General features: G+C 69.8%; 11 protein-coding genes. 6 read left to right on the top strand and 5 right to left on the bottom strand.

Annotated features, from left to right (window positions below; genetic code table 11):
* Positions 1-67 precede the first annotated feature (67 nt).
* The 5 genes from ACIQK7_RS12670 to ACIQK7_RS12650 form a co-directional block, all read right to left on the bottom strand.
* Complete coding sequence (locus ACIQK7_RS12670; RefSeq protein ID WP_403025431.1) at positions 68-1,135, bottom strand: aromatic acid exporter family protein; 1,068 nt, start codon at positions 1,133-1,135, stop codon at positions 68-70.
* Positions 1,135-2,931, bottom strand: coding sequence for a thiamine pyrophosphate-requiring protein (locus tag ACIQK7_RS12665; RefSeq protein ID WP_403025428.1), 1,797 nt, complete (start codon positions 2,929-2,931; stop codon positions 1,135-1,137). Before ACIQK7_RS12665 ends, ACIQK7_RS12670 begins: the two co-directional genes overlap by 1 nt.
* Before the next feature lie 78 nt (positions 2,932-3,009).
* On the bottom strand, positions 3,010-6,354 hold the full coding sequence (locus ACIQK7_RS12660; protein WP_403025426.1) for an error-prone DNA polymerase: 3,345 nt from the start codon (positions 6,352-6,354) through the stop codon (positions 3,010-3,012).
* Between the two features lie 30 nt (positions 6,355-6,384).
* On the bottom strand, positions 6,385-7,962 hold the full coding sequence (locus ACIQK7_RS12655) for a DNA polymerase Y family protein (RefSeq protein WP_403025423.1): 1,578 nt from the start codon (positions 7,960-7,962) through the stop codon (positions 6,385-6,387).
* A complete protein-coding gene (locus tag ACIQK7_RS12650) occupies positions 7,959-8,675 on the bottom strand; it encodes a hypothetical protein (RefSeq protein WP_403025421.1) in 717 nt (238 codons plus the stop codon). Before ACIQK7_RS12650 ends, ACIQK7_RS12655 begins: the two co-directional genes overlap by 4 nt.
* Positions 8,676-9,074: 399 nt before the next feature.
* Here ACIQK7_RS12650 and ACIQK7_RS12645 point away from each other — a divergent pair, with 399 nt between their 5' ends.
* The 6 genes from ACIQK7_RS12645 to treZ are packed head-to-tail and all read left to right on the top strand — an operon-like array spanning position 9,075 to position 17,391.
* Positions 9,075-9,287: a hypothetical protein gene (locus ACIQK7_RS12645; protein WP_403025419.1), complete on the top strand. Its 213-nt coding sequence runs from the start codon at positions 9,075-9,077 to the stop codon at positions 9,285-9,287.
* 33 nt (positions 9,288-9,320) lie between these two features.
* A complete protein-coding gene (locus ACIQK7_RS12640; RefSeq protein WP_325208855.1) occupies positions 9,321-10,142 on the top strand; it encodes a CPBP family intramembrane glutamic endopeptidase in 822 nt (273 codons plus the stop codon).
* A complete protein-coding gene (locus ACIQK7_RS12635) occupies positions 10,142-11,125 on the top strand; it encodes a serine hydrolase domain-containing protein (RefSeq protein ID WP_403025416.1) in 984 nt (327 codons plus the stop codon). The genes ACIQK7_RS12640 and ACIQK7_RS12635 overlap by 1 nt, the downstream gene beginning before the upstream one ends.
* A 46-nt stretch (positions 11,126-11,171) precedes the next feature.
* On the top strand, positions 11,172-13,355 hold the full coding sequence (gene glgX / locus ACIQK7_RS12630) for a glycogen debranching protein GlgX (protein ID WP_403025413.1): 2,184 nt from the start codon (positions 11,172-11,174) through the stop codon (positions 13,353-13,355).
* Entirely contained in the window at positions 13,355-15,634 is a 2,280-nt protein-coding gene (gene treY, locus ACIQK7_RS12625) for a malto-oligosyltrehalose synthase (protein ID WP_403025410.1), read from the top strand. Before glgX ends, treY begins: the two co-directional genes overlap by 1 nt.
* Positions 15,631-17,391 carry a malto-oligosyltrehalose trehalohydrolase gene (treZ, locus tag ACIQK7_RS12620; protein ID WP_403025407.1) on the top strand — a complete coding sequence of 587 codons (1,761 nt, stop codon included), beginning with the start codon at positions 15,631-15,633 and terminating at the stop codon, positions 17,389-17,391. The genes treY and treZ overlap by 4 nt, the downstream gene beginning before the upstream one ends.
* The last annotated feature ends 89 nt before the right edge of the window (positions 17,392-17,480 follow it).

Here is a 17,480-nt window from a genome sequence, read left to right as displayed (position 1 = left end):
AACCTTCCTGTCGTGGCTTCGGATGTCGCGGACGCTACCCGCGATCGCTGGCAGTGGGGTGTGTGATTCAGTTGCGGTGCAGGCGTCGCTCGACGATCGCAACCATGTGGCGCGCATCCGGGCTGAGCGTCGGCTCCTTCTGCCCGTCCAGGCTCAGGGGGTGCTCCCGTTCGAGCGCAGCAAGGCGCACGATCGCGTCTCTCACCTCCTGCACCGCGTCCCGCGTGCCGCGCCCGGCATCCCACGACCGCAGCAGGTCGGCGAGGCGCCTCAACACCGACTCGGTCGCCGCCGAGGCGGGATCGCTCGCACCCTCGAGGCTCTCGCGCCTCGCCTGCGCGTCCTCGATGATGTGCCGCAATTGGCTCGCCAGCCGGGTGAGCGCGAGCAGGTCATCGAAGTCCTCATCGATGTCGTAGGGGTGACGGCGGGCCCTGGGGTTGAGCCGCCGGCTCTCGGCGGCCTCCGAGGCGGTCGCCTCCGCCTCGCGAAGGGCAGTGTCGATCTCCCGCATCTGGTCGAGGGAGCCGTGCAGTTCCGATCCGTCGACGACCCGAAGCGCCACGTCATCGAGCGTCTCGGCGATGCGCTGTCGCAGCTCTGACACCGAGGCGGAGGACTCCTGAATCCAGAGCGGAGGCATGATCGCGGCGTTGATGACGACGCCCACGAGCATCCCGACCCCCATCTGCACGAGGTAGCCCAGCGAGAAGTCGTCTGCGTTGGCGCCGCCGAGCACGAGCACGAAGAGCGCCGCGATCGGCACGTAGTCGCGCCCCGCGCCCAGGCCGCCGAGCCCGCCCAGGAGCACACCGAGGCCGACGGCGAGCGCGACGCTGAGGTAGCCGGGCAGGGGCGAGAAGATGACGGCGAAGGCGAGGCCGATGCCGATCAGTAGGCCGAGCGCGGTCTGCAGGGTCGAGCGCAGCGAGCTCATGAGGGTCGGCATCATGACGATGAGCGCCCCGAGCGGCGCATAGTAGGAATAGTCGTCGACTTCTCCCGGCAGCAGGTGCCCCACGAGCCAGGCCACGCCAGCGGCGAGCGCCGTCTTGAAGGCGAGCACGAGACGAGCCGGGCGGATGCTCGGCTCGATGATGCGCGAAAGCCTCCGCTTCACGCCCACGCGCGACATCACCGTTCTGTGCGCTCGTGCTCCGCATACTCGTCGAGCAGCGCGTTGGCCCGTTCGCCGGACTCGCCCTCCTGCGCGATCGCGTCATGCATGCCCTCGAGCTTCTCCGCACCGGCGGGGAACGGGGGCAGGAGCGGGGTCGATGGGTCGGTGATGACCTCGAGCACGACGGGACGGTCAGCCGAGAGGGCCTCGTCCCACGCCGACCCCAGTTGCTCCGGGCTGTCGACGAGGAGGCCCTTCATCCCGAGGAGCTCGCCGTAGGCCGAGTAGCGGAAGTCGGGCAGGGCCTGGCTCGCCGCGAAGCGCGGCGCGCCCTCGTTCTCGCGCTGCTCCCAACTGACCTCCGCGAGGTCGCGGTTGTTGAGCACGCACAGCACGAAGCGCGGGTCGTTCCAGCGCATCCACATCTTGCTCAGCGTGATGAGCTCGGCAACGCCCGTCATTTGGGTACCGCCGTCGCCCGCGAGCACGATCATGGGGCGGTCGGGATGCGCGAGCTTGCCCGCGATGCCGTATGGCATGCCGCAGCCCATGCTTGCGAGGGTCGATGAGAGGTGCGCGGGAACCCCTGCGGGCAGGCGAAGCTGCCGGGCATACCAGTAGACGACGCTGCCGACGTCGAGCGCGACCTGCGCGTCCGCCGGCATCCGCTCGCTGAGGGTGCGCACGACGAGCTCCGGGTTGACGCCCTGCACCTCGACGTGTGCCCGGCGCTCATTGATCTCGTGCCATTCGCGTACGTGCCCTTCGACCTCTTCGCGCCAGGAGGTGTCGGATGCCTCGGGCAGCAGCTTCACGAGCGCCCGCAGCGTCGCGGCGGCGTCGCCGACCAGCCCGACCTCCACGGGGTAGCGGTCACCGATGCGACCCGCGTCGATATCCACCTGCACGGCCCGCGCCTGGCCGGGCTGCGGATAGAACTCGGTCCACGGGTCGCTCGACCCCACGATCAGGAGCGTGTCGCAGTTGTCCATGAGGTGGGCGCTCGCCGTCGTGCCGAGGTGCCCCATGACACCCGTCGAGAACGGCAGCGACTCGTCGACGTGGGGTTTGCCGAGCAGGCTCGTCGTGATGCCCGCGCCGAGCTTCTCCGCGACCGCCACGACCTCCTCGCTCGCGCCCTTGGCGCCCTGGCCGACGAGGAGGGCGACCTTCGACCCGCTCGCGAGGAGGCGAGCGGCGTCTTCGAGCTGCTCTGCGGCAGGCAGCATCCGCCCGGTCTCGAACCCGGCCGAGGTGAGCACGACGCCGTGTGTGTGCTCGTGTTCGGGGGCATCCGCGATCTGCACGTCATGCGGCAGGATGACGACGGCGGGCGAGCGCGTGCTGAGGGCACTTCGGAACGCACGGTCGACCACCATGGGGATCTGTTCGGGGGTCGCGACGACCTGCACGAACGACGCGACATCGGCGAAGAGGGTCGAGAGGTTGATCTCCTGCATGTAGCCGGAGCCCAGCACGCTCGCCGACTGCTGCCCCACGATCGCGATGACGGGCACGTGGTCGAGCTTGGCGTCGTAGAGCCCGTTGAGCAGGTGCACGGCGCCCGGCCCCTGCGTCGAGGTGACGACGCCGACACCGCCCGTGTACTTGGCGTGACCCACCGCCATCAGGGCGGCGTTCTCCTCGTGGCGGGCCTGCACGAACTCGGGCCCGTGCTCGGAACGCTGGAGCGCCGCGAAGAAACCGTTGATGCCGTCGCCGCTGTAGCCGAAGATGCGGTCGACGCCCCACTCGAGCAGGCGCTCGACGATCACGTCGGAGACGGTCGAGGTGGTATCGCTGTCGGCCATTGCCACTCCTTTGTCGGGTGCCCGGCATGCTATTCCCGCCTCGCGACGGCGACGTCCAGCGATCGCACAGCCGGCGGCTCAGCGGAAGTTGCGCGACTCCGTGCGCACGGGCATCCGCAGCGCCTCGAAACGGTCGGCGACGAGGTTCACGACGCCATCGGGGGAGCGCTCGAGGACGCCCCGCACGATGAGCGCAGGCGACTCGCGCGCGACCCGTCGATACCTGGCCCACACCCCCTTGCTCGCGAGCACGTTGAGCATGCCCGTCTCGTCCTCAATGTTGAGGAAGGTCATACCGCTCGCCGTCTGCGGTCGCTGCCGGTGCGTCACGACGCCACCGATCTCGATGCGGCGGCCCGATTCGCCCGTCTCGAGGCGCGAGATCGACCAGACCCCGCGTCGGTCAAGATGGGGGCGGATGTGACGCACCGGATGATCGTCGGTCGACACCCCCGTCGCCCAGAGGTCATAGGCAACCTGCTCGGCGGGCGAGAGCATGGGCAGGAGGGGTGGCTGGATGGAGATGGACGTGCCCTCGAGCGTGCCTGGACGTTCCTGCGCCGCCGCGCCAGCATCCCAGAGGGCCTCGCGGCGGGACATGCCGAGGGAGTCGAAGGCGCCCGCCGAGGCGAGCGCCTCGAGCTGCTCCGTGCTGAGCCCGACCCGCCGGGAGAGGTCGGCGAGGTCGCGGTAGGGGCCGCCCTCCTCCCGCTCCGCCACGATGCGCTCCGCGAGGCTCGAGCCGATGCTCGTGACCCCGGCGAGTCCGAGGCGCACCGCGAAGGCACCGTCCCTGCGGTGATCGATCGGGTCAGGTTGCGAACGGTCGAAGGGGGCGACGGGGGGTTGCGTGAAGCTGAGGCAGGCGTCATCACCCGTCGCCGCGGCATCCGGCCCCAGGGGCTCAAGGGTCGCATCGGCGGCCGAACGCAGGATGTCGGGCCGCAGCACCTGCACGCCGTGCCGCCGCGCATCCGCCACGAGCGTCTGCGGCGAGTAGAAGCCCATGGGCTGCGCGCGCAGGAGGGCGGCGAGGAAGGCGCCCGGGTAGTGCAGCTTGAGCCACGAACTCGCATAGACGAGCACGCCGAAGCTGAGGGAGTGCGACTCCGCGAAGCCGAAGTTCGCGAAGGCCTCGATGCGGGCGTAGACATCATCGGCGACCTTGCCCGTGATGCCATTGCCCGCCATGCCCTCATAGAGCTTCGCCTTGAGTGACTCGATGCGCTCGATGCCGCGCTTGGAACCCATCGCCCGTCGCAGCAGGTCGGCGTCCTCCGCCGAGCAGCCGCCCACCGCGACCGCCATCTGCATGAGCTGCTCCTGGAACAGCGGCACCCCGAGCGTGCGCTTGAGCACCGGCTCGACGAGGGGATGCAGGTAGGTGACATCCTCCTCGCCCGTGCGGCGCCGGATGTAGGGGTGCACGGCGCCGCCCTGAATGGGGCCGGGGCGGATGAGGGCGATCTCGACGACGAGGTCGTAGAAACAGCGCGGCTTGAGGCGGGGGAGCGTCGCCAGCTGGGCGCGGCTCTCCACCTGGAAGACGCCGATCGCATCCGCCCGGCAGAGCATGTCGTAGACGCCCTGCTCCTCGCGGGGGAGGGTCTCGACGGTCCAGCGCTCGCCGAGGTTGTCGGCCACGAGGTCGAAGCAGTACTGCATGGCCGCGAGTATCCCGAGGCCCAGCAGGTCGAACTTGACGAGGCCCATCCACTCGCAGTCGTCCTTGTCCCACTGCAGCACCGTGCGATCCTCCATGCGGGCGTGCTCGATGGGGCACACCTCGCCGACGGGGCGCTCCGTCAGCACCATGCCGCCGGAGTGGATGCCGAGGTGGCGGGGAGCCTTGAGCATCCGCTCGGCCAGGTCGACGACGGGGCCGGGAATCTCGTGATCGCTGCCGATGTCGTGCCAGCGCTCGACCTGCTTCGACCAGGCATCCTGCTGGCCCTGGCTGTAGCCGAGGGCCTTCGCCATGTCGCGCACGGCGTTCTTGGGCCGGTAGCTGATGACGTTGGCGACCTGCGCTGCGTTGCGCCTGCCGTACTTGCGGTAGACGTACTGGATGACCTCCTCGCGGCGGTCGGAGTCGAAGTCGACATCGATGTCGGGCTCCTCCTCGCGCAGGCTCGAGAGGAAGCGCTCGAAGGGCAGGCCGTAGAAGATCGAGTCGACCGCCGTGATGCCGAGCGCGTAGCAGACGGCCGAGTTGGCGGCCGAGCCGCGGCCCTGGCAGAGGATGCCCTGGCTCTTTGCGAAGCGCACGATGTCGTAGACGATCAAGAAGTAGCCGGGAAAGTCCTTCGCCTCGATCACGCGAAGCTCCTGCTCGAGGCGGGCGTGCACCGACTCGTCGGCATCCGGGTACTTCTCGAGCGTGCCGAGCCGCACGAGTTCCCGCAGCCACGACATGGGGGTGTGGCCCTCTGGCACGTCCTGCTTCGGCAGTTTGGGTCGTGCCGCGCGGAGGGGGAAGGCGAGCTGGTCCGCGAGCTCGACCGTGCGGGCGACCGCCCCCGGGTAGCGCGCGAAGCGTTCGGCCATCTCGGCGCCGCTGCGCAGGTGCGCGCCGTCGGTGGCTGGCAGCCACGCATCCATCTCGTCGAGGCTGCGCCGCGCCCGCACAGCGGAGACGGCAGAGGCGAGCGGATGCTCGTCGGGCGTCGCGTAGTGCACGACGTTGGTCGCGATGGTCGCGAGGCCCGTGCGGGCGGCGATGCGCGCGAGGGCGTCGTTGTGCTCGGAGTCGAGGGGGCCGCCCTGGTCGAAGAGCTCGACGACGACATTGTCGTGGCCGAAGAGGCCCACGAGTCGTTCGACCTCGCGCGCCGCTGCCGCCTCGCCCTCGTCGACGAGGGCCCGCCGCACGGCGCCCTTGCGGCATCCCGTGAGCACGACCCAGTGACCGTCCGCGGCCGCGGCAAGCTGCTCCAGGTCGTAGATGGGGCGGCCCTTCTCCGCATCGTTCGCGAGTTGCGCCGTCGTGATGGCCCCCGCGAGCCGGTGATAGCCCTCCTCCTTGCGGGCGAGCACGAGGAGGTGCTCGCCCTCAGGGTCGGCCTGGCCGTTCTGTGGCGCTCGCAGGCCGAGGGAGAGCTCGGCACCATAGACCGTCCGCAGGCCCGTGCCCTCGGCGGCCTCCGCGAGGCGCACGATGCCGTAGAAGCCGTCGTGGTCGGTGAGCGCGATCGCATGGAGGCCGAGGCGCACGGCCTCGTCGACGAGCGCCTGGGGTGAGGAGGCGCCGTCGAGGAAGCTGAAGTGGGAGTGCACGTGCAGCTCCGCATAGGGCACGACCGCGCCGGGGTCGGCAGGGGCGGGCGGATGCTCGCGCTCCCGCCGCGGCCGTGCGGGCATCGGCTCGCCCGAGAGGGCGCGCTCAAGCTCGGCCCAGGTCACGGGCGGGTTGTTCCACCCCATGTCTCACCTCCTCGCGTGCGGTCATGACGGTCAGTCGTAGCGGGCCTCGACCCGCCAGTGCTGTTGCTCCAGCAGGAGCAGCCAGCCCTCGCCTCTGTCGTCAAGCAACTGGAACCGGTCGATGCGCCGAGCCCTGCTCGGGTCCCACCAGCGCTGCCGCAGCGGCCACGGGCCGGCCCACGCGGCGATGCGGCGCTGCCGGTGGTGTTGCTCGTCGGGCAGGTCGAGCCAGGCGGGCTCGGCACTCAGGCGGCCGCGCCGGTCGACATCGACGGGAGCGTCGGCGTCATCGAGCACGCGCGCATCGCGGGGCGGGTCGTAGACGGTCGCGGGCGCGGGGTCGGGCAGGCTGCCGGGCCAGGGTCGGTCGGCGGCGAGTCGTTCGCGCGCCGGCGGTGCGTCGCCCCAGGGCACGAGCACCCGCCGCTCCGCGAGCAGGCGGCCCCCGCCGGGCACGGCCGTGAGCACGGCCTCGTGGCCGAGCATGCTCTGGATGCGGGAGAGCCCGTGGTGGATGCGCTCGTCGGGGCTGCGGCCCCACAGCCCCTCCTCGTGGTTGGCGATCGCGTCGACCTGGCTGGGGGAGAGCACGACGCGCGCGATGGGGGAGTCGAGCCCCGCATCCACTCCGCCCGAGCCCTGCAGCTGCCAGCGCACCCGGTCGACCAGATCGGCGGGGGTGAAGTAGCGCGGGTGGCTCCATTCCCGCTCAGAGCTGCCGCCCCGGTCACTCGTGACGGTGACGCGGATGCCCGTGCACACGAGTCCCGCATCCGTGATGCCGCTCGCGAAGCGTTCGGCGACCGTGCGCAGGGCAAAGGCGATCTGGTCGACACGGTCGAGGGGCGGCTCGAAGTCGACTGCGGAATCGAAGTCGCGGGGCGGGATGCGCGGGGTCACCGCTCGCCGGTCGGCCCCCGCAGCCCGTTCATGGGCCGCCGCACCCGCTTCGCCGAAACGCGCTCGCACATCGCCGGGGTCGAGCGCGGCGAAGTCGGCGAGGGTGCGCGCGCCGAGGCGGCGCAGCAGGGGAGCGAGTTCGGGCGCGTCGATCGCTTCGATGGGGAGGGATGCGAGGAAGGCGGGTGACCCGCCGGGCGGAACGATGTGCACGGCGCGGCCGGTGGCGCCCGGGAGGGCGTGAAGTGCGGCCTGTTCCGCCGTGTACCTGCCGTCGGCGATGCCGATGACGGCGGGTGGCCTGCCGTCGTGGAGCATGCGGTCGAGCACGGCGTCGGCGGCCTGCTGCTCCCCGCCGTAGTAGCGGGCCGCCCCGCGTGCCCGCACGGCGCACAGCCCAGGGCGGATGAGCTGCACCCCCGGGATGGTCTCCTCGATCGCGGCGATGACGGGTTCGAAGGTGCGGGCATCGGTGTCGGGGTCGTGGGGGTGCACCGTGAGGGTGGGGCAGCGCAGTTGCGCCTCCCGCACGCGGAGCCCCCGCTTGACGCCCTCTGCGCGTGCCTCCGCGGAGCAGGCGATGACGATTCCCTTGTCGATGATCGCGACAGGGGCGGTCGGGGGAAGGCCCTCGCTGCTGCGCGCTGCCGCGACGGGCCAGTCGGGAAACCACATGACCATGGCGCGCACGATCGTCTCCATCGTCATCCCGCCAGGTGGGGAGCGAGCTGCAGCCGGGGGACGGATGGGCCCTGCGTGCCAGTCGCATCCGCATCCGCGTTGCGTGCGGTGGGGTCGAGCGTGATGACGCGGGCCCGGGCCCGCCCGCCGCGCGGGGTGGTCTCGACCCGGAGGCGCTGCGCCGTGAGGTGGCCGTGCCCGCGGCCGAGCCCCGTCCAGCCGCTCTCGGTGGCGTGCAGTACGGCGTCGGCCTGTGGCCAGGGCCCGAGCATGATGAGGGTGCTCTCCCGCTGGCGCAGCCGGGCGGCGAGCCGTGAGGCCTCGCTGGGGGCCACGCGGGTGGGTGCCGCGATGATGACGCCGAGCACATCGGCCATGGCGGCCGCAACCGTGAGCCACTGCCCGCCCGGCTGCGGCACGAGCACGAGGCGGTCGAGATCGATGCCGAGCCCCGCGGCAGCCTCCGTGCCGAGGTGGGGGAGGCCCAGTACGCCGCACCAGGCACCCTGCTGTGAGGGGCCGGCGAGCAGGGCAAGGGCGAGGCTCGTCGACCCCATGACGGAGTAGGTGGCACCAGCGCGCAGGCCGCTCGGGAGGACAGCCCGCAGGCCGTCGAGCATGGGAAGCGTGCGTTCCGGCAGACGATTCGACTGCATCTGACGGATGCGCGCCTGCAACTCCTCCTGCACACTCGAACGTTCCGCAGGAGCGGAGGTCCGAGGGTCGGCGAGCATCGTCATGCCCTTAGTTTCGAACATATGTTCGAACAACGCAAACGTGTTCTTTGCTCGACGGCGTGTCGCCAGGGCGCCGGCCGCGAGACGCCAGAAACGTGCGCAACTTGCCGCGAGTGTCCCCCGAACGGGGGCAGTACGGTGTGTGCACGAACCGATGGCGAGGCACCCACAGCGACGTGGGCGTCCTGTGAGCGCTGGAGAGCCCCATGCGCAGCATTCGTACATCAGCAGCAGCACTCGTCGTGGCCGGACTGGCACTCACGGCGTGCGCGACCGGCACGGGCGATGCGAAGGTCGACGGGGCCAACAACTGGTCGATCTTCACGCGCGTCGCCCTCCCGCTCTGCAAGCCCGTGCTCGCGATCACCCTCCTTTTCGAGGCGGAGGCCGCCCGGAGACCTCATGCGCGGCCTCATCTACCTGCGCGACTCCGCGACCTTCACGGTGCCGCGAGGGCTCAAGGCGCTCGTCGACCAGTACGGCTTCGGCGGGGAGTGGCACTGGGAGATCCTCGTGACCGCGAGCGTCATCACGACCCTGCCGATCATCATCGTCTTCTTCATCGGTCAGAAGCACTTCGTCTCGGGCATCGCCACGACGGGCATCAAGGGCTGACGCGGTGCAACACCGATAGGGCATGCTTGGGGAGTGACCCCGAGCGACGCGACCGCCGCCCCGCCCACCGCCTACGCACGCAAGCTGCTGCCGACCGCCCTCGTGTCGGTCTCCGCGCTGCTGCTGTTCGGCATCCAGACGCCCTTCGGCTATGCGACCCTTGCCGTCGGTCTCCTGCTCGCGATGGGGATCGACCGGCAGTTGCTCAAGCATCTTGCCCTCATCGCGGCGGGCCTGCTCATCATCAGCACGGTTCCGCTCAACGCCGACCTGAGCCTCGGGCACATGGCGGCGATGGGGGCGGCGCTGGCGCTCGCCGTGATCGTGCCGTGGGTCATCGACCGCTACATCTATCGCGAGCGAATCATCCGCTTCCCCATGTTCACGGGCCAGAAGTGGTCGCTCGCGGCGAAGCTCTACCTGCCCGGCGTCGTAATCCTCGGCTACCTGATCCTGCCGGTCTACCTCATCAGCACCGACGTCTACCAGAACTGGCCGGATGCCTCGAGCGACACGACGATCTTCTGGCGCCTCTTCGTCGGGGTCAACGCCGTCGGCATCTGGGACGAGCTGTTCTTCATCTGCACCTGTTTCACCCTGCTGCTTCGGCACTTCCCCGTGTGGATCGCAAACGTGTTGACCGCGGTGATGTTCTCCTCGTTCCTCTGGGAGATCGGCTACGAGGCGTGGGGTCCGCTCTTGACCTTCCCCTTCGCGCTCCTGCAGGGCTACACCTTCCGCCTCACGAAGTCCTTCACCTACGTGGTCTCGGTGCACCTGCTCTTCGACCTCGTGCTGTTCCTCGCGCTCGTGCACGCGCACGACCGCTCCTTCCTCCCGATCTTCATCTACTGATGAGCGAGACGGATGCCAGGGGCGACAGCTCCCTCGCAAAGCTGCTGCGTGCGCGCCTCGGGCGTGTGCACCCCGTCGCGGCGGCGGCAACGGTCGCGCGCGGCGAGACCAGGGTCGCGGCGCTCGGCACGGGGCTGGACTCGCGCTACGAGATCGGCTCAATCTCGAAGGGGGTGACGGGCCTGCTCTACGTGGACTCCGTCGAGCGCGGCGAGGTCTCCCCGGCGACGAGGGTGGGAGAACTGCTGGACCTCGGCGATTCTCCTGCCGCCCGCGCGACGCTCGCCGCGCTCAGCACCCACACCTCCGGCCTGCCCCGACTCGCGATGGCGCACGTGTGGCGCAAGTCCTGGGATCTCACGCGTCACGGCAAGAATCCCTACGGCGAGTCGCTTGAGGCGCTCTTGGCGGCCGCGCGGGAGGCGAAGGTCAAAGCCTCGCCTCGCGTGAGCTACTCGAACCTCGGTTTCGAGCTGCTGGGGCACGCGCTCGCCGCGGCCGCGGGCGTGAGCTACCCCGCGCTCGTGCGCGACCGCATCGCGAGTCCGCTCGGCCTCACGTCCTGGACCGTGCCCGCCTCCGCCAAGGAACTCGACGCCGTCGACATTCAGGGTCGCAGCGCTCGCGGCCGGGCCATGGAGCCGTGGACGGGTGAGGACCTGGCCCCGGCCGGTGGCATCCGCTCGACCGTTGGAGACATGGCTCGCTTCGCATCCGCCCTGCTCGACGGCACGGCACCCGCAGTCGCCGCCCTCGATCCCGTCACGGAGATGAGCCGCGGCATGCGCATCGGCGCCGCCTGGATCACCCTTGAGGCGAACGGTCGCCAGGTGACGTGGCACAACGGCGGCACGGGCGGCTTCCGCACGTGGATGGGGCTCGACCGTGAGGCGGGCACGGCCGCGGTGATGCTCTCGGCGACCGCCGCATCCGTTGACCGTCCCGGATTCGCGCTGCTCCAAGACTTGAGCAGTGAGATTTAACGGGGCGCACCTGTGGCTGGCGCCGGGTTCCGCATACCGTGAGCGCATGGAAACCTGGCCCGGAACGGCATACCCCCTTGGCGCGACGTACGACGGCAGTGGCACCAACTTCGCGCTCTTCAGCGAGGTCGCCGATGTCGTCGAACTCTGCCTCTTCGACGAGCAGCGGGGCGAGACCCGCGTGAAGATGCGCGAGGTGGATGCCTACATCTGGCACTGCTACCTGCCCGAGGTGCAGCCGGGGCAGCGCTACGGATACCGTGTGCACGGGCCGTGGGACCCCGCACAGGGCCAACGCTGCAACCCCAACAAGCTGCTGCTCGACCCCTACGCCAAGGCGACGTGCGGCGCGATCGACTGGGACCAGGCCCTCTTCTCCTACAACTTCGGTGAGCCCGACAGCCGCAACGATGACGATTCGGCCCCGCACGCGATGCTGAGCATCGTCACGAACCCCTACTTCGACTGGACGGGCGACCGCCACCCCCGCACGCCCTACAGCGAGACCGTCATCTATGAGGCGCACGTGAAGGGCCTCACCCAGCTGCATCCGGAGATCCCGGAGCAGATGCGCGGCACCTACGCCGGCGTCGCCCACCCGGCCGTCATCGAGCACCTGCAGCGCCTCGGCGTGACGGCCCTCGAACTCATGCCTGTGCACCAGTTCATCAACGACAGCACGCTGCAGGAGAAGGGCCTCTCCAACTACTGGGGCTACAACACGATCGGCTTCTTCGCGCCGCACAGCGAGTATGCATCCTCCGACTCCGGCCAGCAGGTGCAGGAGTTCAAGGCGATGGTGCGCGACCTGCACGCGGCAGGCATCGAGGTCATCCTCGACGTGGTCTACAACCACACAGCGGAGGGCAACCACCTGGGCCCCACGCTGAGCTTCAAGGGCATCGACAACGAGACCTACTACCGGCTCGAAGAAGACGACAAGCGTTACTACACCGACTACACGGGCACCGGCAACAGCCTCAACGTGCGCCAGCCGGCGTCGCTGCAGCTCATCATGGACTCGCTGCGCTACTGGGTCACCGAGATGCATGTCGACGGGTTCCGCTTCGACCTCGCGGCGACCCTCGCCCGCGAGTTCTACGACGTCGATCGACTCTCGTCGTTCTTCGAGCTCGTGCAGCAAGACCCCGTGGTCTCGCAGGTCAAGCTCATCGCCGAGCCCTGGGACATCGGCCCGGGTGGCTACCAGGTCGGCAACTTTCCGCCGCAGTGGACCGAGTGGAACGGCAAGTACCGCGACACGGTGCGCGACTTCTGGCGCGGGGAGGTGTCGACGCTGGGCGAGTTCGCCTCCCGCATCACGGGCTCGGCCGACCTCTATGAGCACTCGGGTCGCCGCCCCGTCGCATCCATCAACTTCGTCACCGCGCACGACGGCTTCACCCTCGCCGACCTCGTCTCCTACAACGAGAAGCACAACGAGGCCAACGGCGAAGACAACAACGACGGCGAATCGCACAACCGCTCCTGGAACTGCGGGGTCGAGGGGCCAACGGATGACCCGGAGGTGCTCGGCCTGCGGGCGCGCCAACAGCGCAACTTCCTCGCGACACTGCTCCTCTCGCAGGGCGTGCCCATGATCTCCCACGGCGACGAGATGGGTCGCACGCAGCAGGGCAACAACAACGGCTACGCGCAGGACTCCGAGCTCACCTGGATGCACTGGGATGACGCCGACCAGCCGCTCGTCGCGTTCACGGCCGCGATCTCGCGACTGCGACGCGATCATCCGGTCTTCCGGCGCAGCCGCTTCTTCCATGGCAGGCCGGTGCGCCGCGGTGAGGGGGAGCCGGTGCCCGACATCGTCTGGTTCGGGCCAGAGGGCGAGCCCATGCAGCCCGAGGACTGGGATGAGCAGCTCAACCGCAGCGTCGGCGTCTTCCTCAATGGCCTCGGCATTCGGGAACGGGATGCGCGTGGCCGACCGGTGACCGACGTCAACTTCCTCGTCTACTTCAACGCGGCGCCGGAGGACGTCGAGGTCGTGCTGCCGCCCGATGAGTACTCGCCGCAGTGGGAGATCGTCGTCGACACGGCAGGCGAGGAGGTTGACACCGTGGCGCGGCCCGCGGGTGCGCGGCAGACGATCGCAGCGCGTTCGCTCGTCGTCATGCGTGCCTGGTCAGAACCGGAGGTCGTTGAAGACCACTCGGTTGCGGCATCCCTCGCGGCGAACGCGACCGGCCCACTGCCGCTGGTGGAACGATGATGCCGCGGCCCGCCTCCAGCTACCGCATCCAGGTGCGGCCGGGCTTCGACCTTGAGGCGACGCGGGGCATCCTCGACTACCTCGACGCGCTCGGCGTCGACTGGCTCTACCTCTCGCCGCTGCTTGTCGCTGAGGAGGGCTCCGACCACGGCTACGACGTCATCGACCACAGCACGGTCGACCCGAGCCGCGGTGGGCCCGATGCGCTCGCCGACCTGGCGACGGATGCCGCGGCCAGGGGCATGCGGCTGATCGTCGACATCGTCCCCAACCATGTGGGCGTGGCGACCGCCCGCGCGAACCCCTGGTGGTGGGACCTGCTCACGCACGGGCGCGACTCCCGCTACGCCGAGGCCTTCGACGTCGACTGGGACGCGGCGGGTGGTCGCATCCGTCTTCCTGTGCTGGGTGACGACGGCGTCGATGCGCTCACGATCGAGGGCGGGCTCCTGCGCTATCACGAGCAGGCATACCCGATCGCGCCCGGCACGGAGGGTGACGACCCGGCCGAGGTGCACGCGCGCCAGCACTACGAACTCGTGCACTGGACCCGCGCCGACAGCGAGCTCAACTACCGCCGCTTCTTCGGCGTCAACACGCTCGCCGGCATCCGCGTCGAGGTGCCGTGGGTCTTCGAGGAGTCACACCGCGAGATCCTGCGCTGGGTGCGCGACGGCCTCGTCGACGGCCTCCGTGTCGACCACCCCGACGGGCTCGCTGACCCACTCGGCTACTTCGAGCGGCTGCGGAGCGAGACGGGCGATGCCTGGCTGCTCGTAGAGAAGATCCTTGAGGGCGACGAGCCGCTGCCGCCCGAGTGGCCCGTCGACGGCACGACGGGCTACGACGCGCTCGGCGAGATCGACCGCGTCCTGGTCGACCCGCGCGGGCAGGCGCCCCTCGACGCGCTCGAGGCCCGGCTGCGAGGCAACCACGTGGAGTGGGAGGAACTCGTCCACACTGGGAAACGCGGCATTGCTGACGGCATCCTGCGCTCGGAGGTGCTTCGCCTCGCGCGCCTCATCCCGGGGTCGGATCCGGATGCGATCGCCGAGGTCCTCACCTGTTTCCCCGTCTACCGCTCCTATCTTCCGACGGGACGCGAGCATCTCCAGGCGGCGCTCGCGGAGGCCCGTCGCCGTCGCCCGGACCTCGCGGATGCGATCGACTCACTCGCTCCCGTGCTCGGCGATCCCGAGCATCCGGCCGCCGTGCGCTTCCAGCAGACCTCGGGCATGGTCATGGCGAAGGGCGTCGAAGACACGGCCTTCTACCGCTACAGCCGGCTCACGTCACTCGCCGAGGTCGGCGGCGACCCCGGCCACTTCAGGGTCTCGGTTGGCGAGTTCCACGCGCGCCAGCTGTGGCGGCTGGCGTCGCACCCGCAGTCCATGACGACCCTGTCGACGCACGACACCAAGCGCGGGGAAGACGTGCGCGCACGCATCGACGTCATCGCGGAGATCCCGGGGGAGTGGGATGCCACGCTCTCGCGCCTACGCGAGCTTCGGCCTCTCGGCGACCCGCCCTTCGAGAACCTGCTCTGGCAGGCCATCGTGGGCGCGTGGCCGGCGTCGCGCGAACGGCTGCACGCCTACGCCGAGAAGGCGAGCCGAGAGGCGAACAGCTCGACCACGTGGACGGCACCGAACGAGGAGTTCGAAGCCGCCATGCACGCGCTTGTCGACGCCGCGTTCGACGATGCCGAGATCGCGGGCGTGCTCGACGGCATCGTCGAGCGACTCACCGGGCCCGGTCGCATCAATGCGCTCTCGGCCAAGCTGCTCCAGCTGACAATGCCGGGTGTTCCCGACGTGTACCAGGGCAGTGAGCTGTGGGAGACCTCGCTCGTTGACCCCGACAACCGGCGTCCCGTCGATTTCGACGAGCGCCGCGTCCTCCTCAAGCGGCTCGACGAGGGCTGGCGCCCGCCCATCGACGAGACCGGCGCCGCGAAGCTCCTCGTCACCTCGCGCGCCATCAGGCTTCGGCGCGACCACCCCGAGTTCTTCGACGGTTACACGGCCCTCAGGGCCGAGGGGTCCGCGGCCGATCATGTCGTCGCGTTCGATCGGGGCGGCGCCATCACGGTTGTCACCCGCCTGCCCCTCGGCCTTGAGGCAGCGGGCGGCTGGCGAGACACGACGATCGAGCTTCCTGCAGGGCTCGTGGACGAGCTCACGGGCACGCAGCACGGCGGTACCGTGCAGCTCGCCGAACTGCTCGCTGACTACCCGGTCGCCCTCCTGCGACCGGCCACGGGGGAGGAACAGTCATGACCTACGCGGTCTGGGCACCAAAGGCCGAGACGGTCGAGCTCGTGCACCCGGGCGGCAGGGTCACGATGCGGCGCGGAGATGGCGGGTGGTGGCATCCGTCATCTCCCGTCGACGCGCGGGACTATGGCTTCCGCATCGACGGGAGGGGGCCGTTCCCCGATCCGCGCTCGCGGCACCAGCCCGAGGGCGTGCACGGCCTCTCGCGCCGATTCGACCCCGCCGAGCACGAGTGGACGGATGCCGCGTGGACGGGCCGCCGACTCGCCGGCGCCGTCATCTACGAGCTCCACCTCGGCACCTTCACGCCCGAGGGAACCCTCGACGCGGCGATCGGCAAGCTCGACCACCTCGTGTCGATCGGCGTCGACTTCGTGGAGCTGCTGCCCGTCAACGCCTTCAACGGCACGCACAACTGGGGTTACGACGGGGTCGGCTGGTTCGCGGTGCACGAGGGCTATGGCGGTCCGGCCGCCTACCAGCGCTTCGTTGACGCGTGCCATCGCGGGGGCCTCGGGGTCATTCAGGATGTCGTCTACAACCACCTCGGCCCGAGCGGCAACTACCTGCCAGAGTTCGGCCCCTACCTGAGCGAGGGGCGCGGCAACACCTGGGGCTCGTCGGTCAACCTCGACAGCGACGGCTCTGACGAGGTGCGCCGCTTCATCATCGACAACGCGCTTATGTGGCTGCGCGACTACCGCGTCGACGGGCTGCGGCTCGATGCCGTCCACGCGCTCGTCGACTCCCGTGCCGTCCATGTGCTTGAGGAGATGGCGGTCGAGGTCGCGGCGTTGAGTGCTGCGGAGGGCCGCCCGCTCTCGCTCATCGCCGAATCCGACCTCAATGATCCGAAGCTCATCACGCCGCGCGAGGCGGGCGGCTTCGGCCTCGACGGTCAGTGGAGCGATGACTTCCACCATGCCGTCCACGTCGCGCTGACGGGGGAGACGAGCGGCTACTACGCCGACTTCGAGCCACTCGACGCCCTCGCGAAGGTGCTCGAACGCGGCTTCTTCCATGACGGCACCTGGTCATCCTTCCGGGGGCGCACGCACGGGCGTCCCGTCGATGTCGAGCGGATGCCCGGCTGGCGTCTCGTCGTCGCGAACCAGAACCACGACCAGATCGGCAACCGCGCGACGGGTGATCGGCTCACGGCGCACCTCGACGCCGGCCAGCTCGGCATCGCGGCCGCGCTGACCCTGCTCGGCCCCTTCACGCCAATGCTCTTCATGGGGGAGGAGTGGGGCGCCTCGACCCCGTGGCAGTTCTTCACGTCACACCCCGAGCCGGAGCTGGGCGAGGCGACGGCCAAGGGGCGCATCGCCGAGTTCGCCCGCATGGGCTGGGACGAGTCGCTCGTGCCCGACCCACAGGACCCGCAGACCTTCGAGCGTTCGAAGCTCCGCTGGGATGAGCTGCAGCAGCCCGAGCATGCCCGCCTGTTGGCGCTCTACCGTGACCTTGCCGGGCTGCGCCGCGCGCATCCGGAGTTCTGCGACCCCCGCATGACGCACACTCGTGTCGAGTTCGACCCCGCGGGCCGCTGGCTCGTGATGCATCGCGGCGGCCTCGCCGTGGCGATCAACCTGGCGTCCGAGCCTCGCGAGCTGCCCGTTACCGGCGAGGTGGTCTTGGCCTTCGCCGCGCGGGAGACGGATGACGCGACCGCGCGCGATGACGGCGCGCTTGAGCTTCCCGGCCACGCCTTCGCCGTCGTCGATACACGCCTTACAGGCACCGCCGAGGTCAACTGAGCAAAGATCAATACCGCCCGGATCCGGGTAGACTTGCGCGGGGTTCAACGGCCGTGGGGCCGCCCCACGTTCGCACGCCTGAAAGGATC

The sequence above is a fragment of the Salinibacterium sp. GXW1014 genome (assembly GCF_044769865.1).
Classification (GTDB): domain Bacteria; phylum Actinomycetota; class Actinomycetes; order Actinomycetales; family Microbacteriaceae; genus Homoserinimonas.
Note: the sequence above shows the minus strand (reverse complement) of the source record. Positions and strands in the feature narration are given on the sequence as shown.

What these genes read in the sequence shown, in the direction of transcription:
- ACIQK7_RS12670 (WP_403025431.1), bottom strand. Translation starts at nt 1,135, where the DNA reads ATGTCGCGCGTGGGCGTGAAGCGGAGGCTTTCGCGCATCATCGAGCCG.
- ACIQK7_RS12665 (WP_403025428.1), bottom strand. Translation starts at nt 2,931, where the DNA reads ATGGCCGACAGCGATACCACCTCGACCGTCTCCGACGTGATCGTCGAG.
- ACIQK7_RS12660 (WP_403025426.1), bottom strand. Translation starts at nt 6,354, where the DNA reads ATGGGGTGGAACAACCCGCCCGTGACCTGGGCCGAGCTTGAGCGCGCC.
- ACIQK7_RS12655 (WP_403025423.1), bottom strand. Translation starts at nt 7,962, where the DNA reads ATGACGATGGAGACGATCGTGCGCGCCATGGTCATGTGGTTTCCCGAC.
- ACIQK7_RS12650 (WP_403025421.1), bottom strand. Translation starts at nt 8,675, where the DNA reads ATGACGATGCTCGCCGACCCTCGGACCTCCGCTCCTGCGGAACGTTCG.
- ACIQK7_RS12645 (WP_403025419.1), top strand. Translation starts at nt 9,075, where the DNA reads ATGCGCGGCCTCATCTACCTGCGCGACTCCGCGACCTTCACGGTGCCG.
- ACIQK7_RS12635 (WP_403025416.1), top strand. Translation starts at nt 10,142, where the DNA reads ATGAGCGAGACGGATGCCAGGGGCGACAGCTCCCTCGCAAAGCTGCTG.
- glgX (WP_403025413.1), top strand. Translation starts at nt 11,172, where the DNA reads ATGGAAACCTGGCCCGGAACGGCATACCCCCTTGGCGCGACGTACGAC.
- treY (WP_403025410.1), top strand. Translation starts at nt 13,355, where the DNA reads ATGCCGCGGCCCGCCTCCAGCTACCGCATCCAGGTGCGGCCGGGCTTC.
- treZ (WP_403025407.1), top strand. Translation starts at nt 15,631, where the DNA reads ATGACCTACGCGGTCTGGGCACCAAAGGCCGAGACGGTCGAGCTCGTG.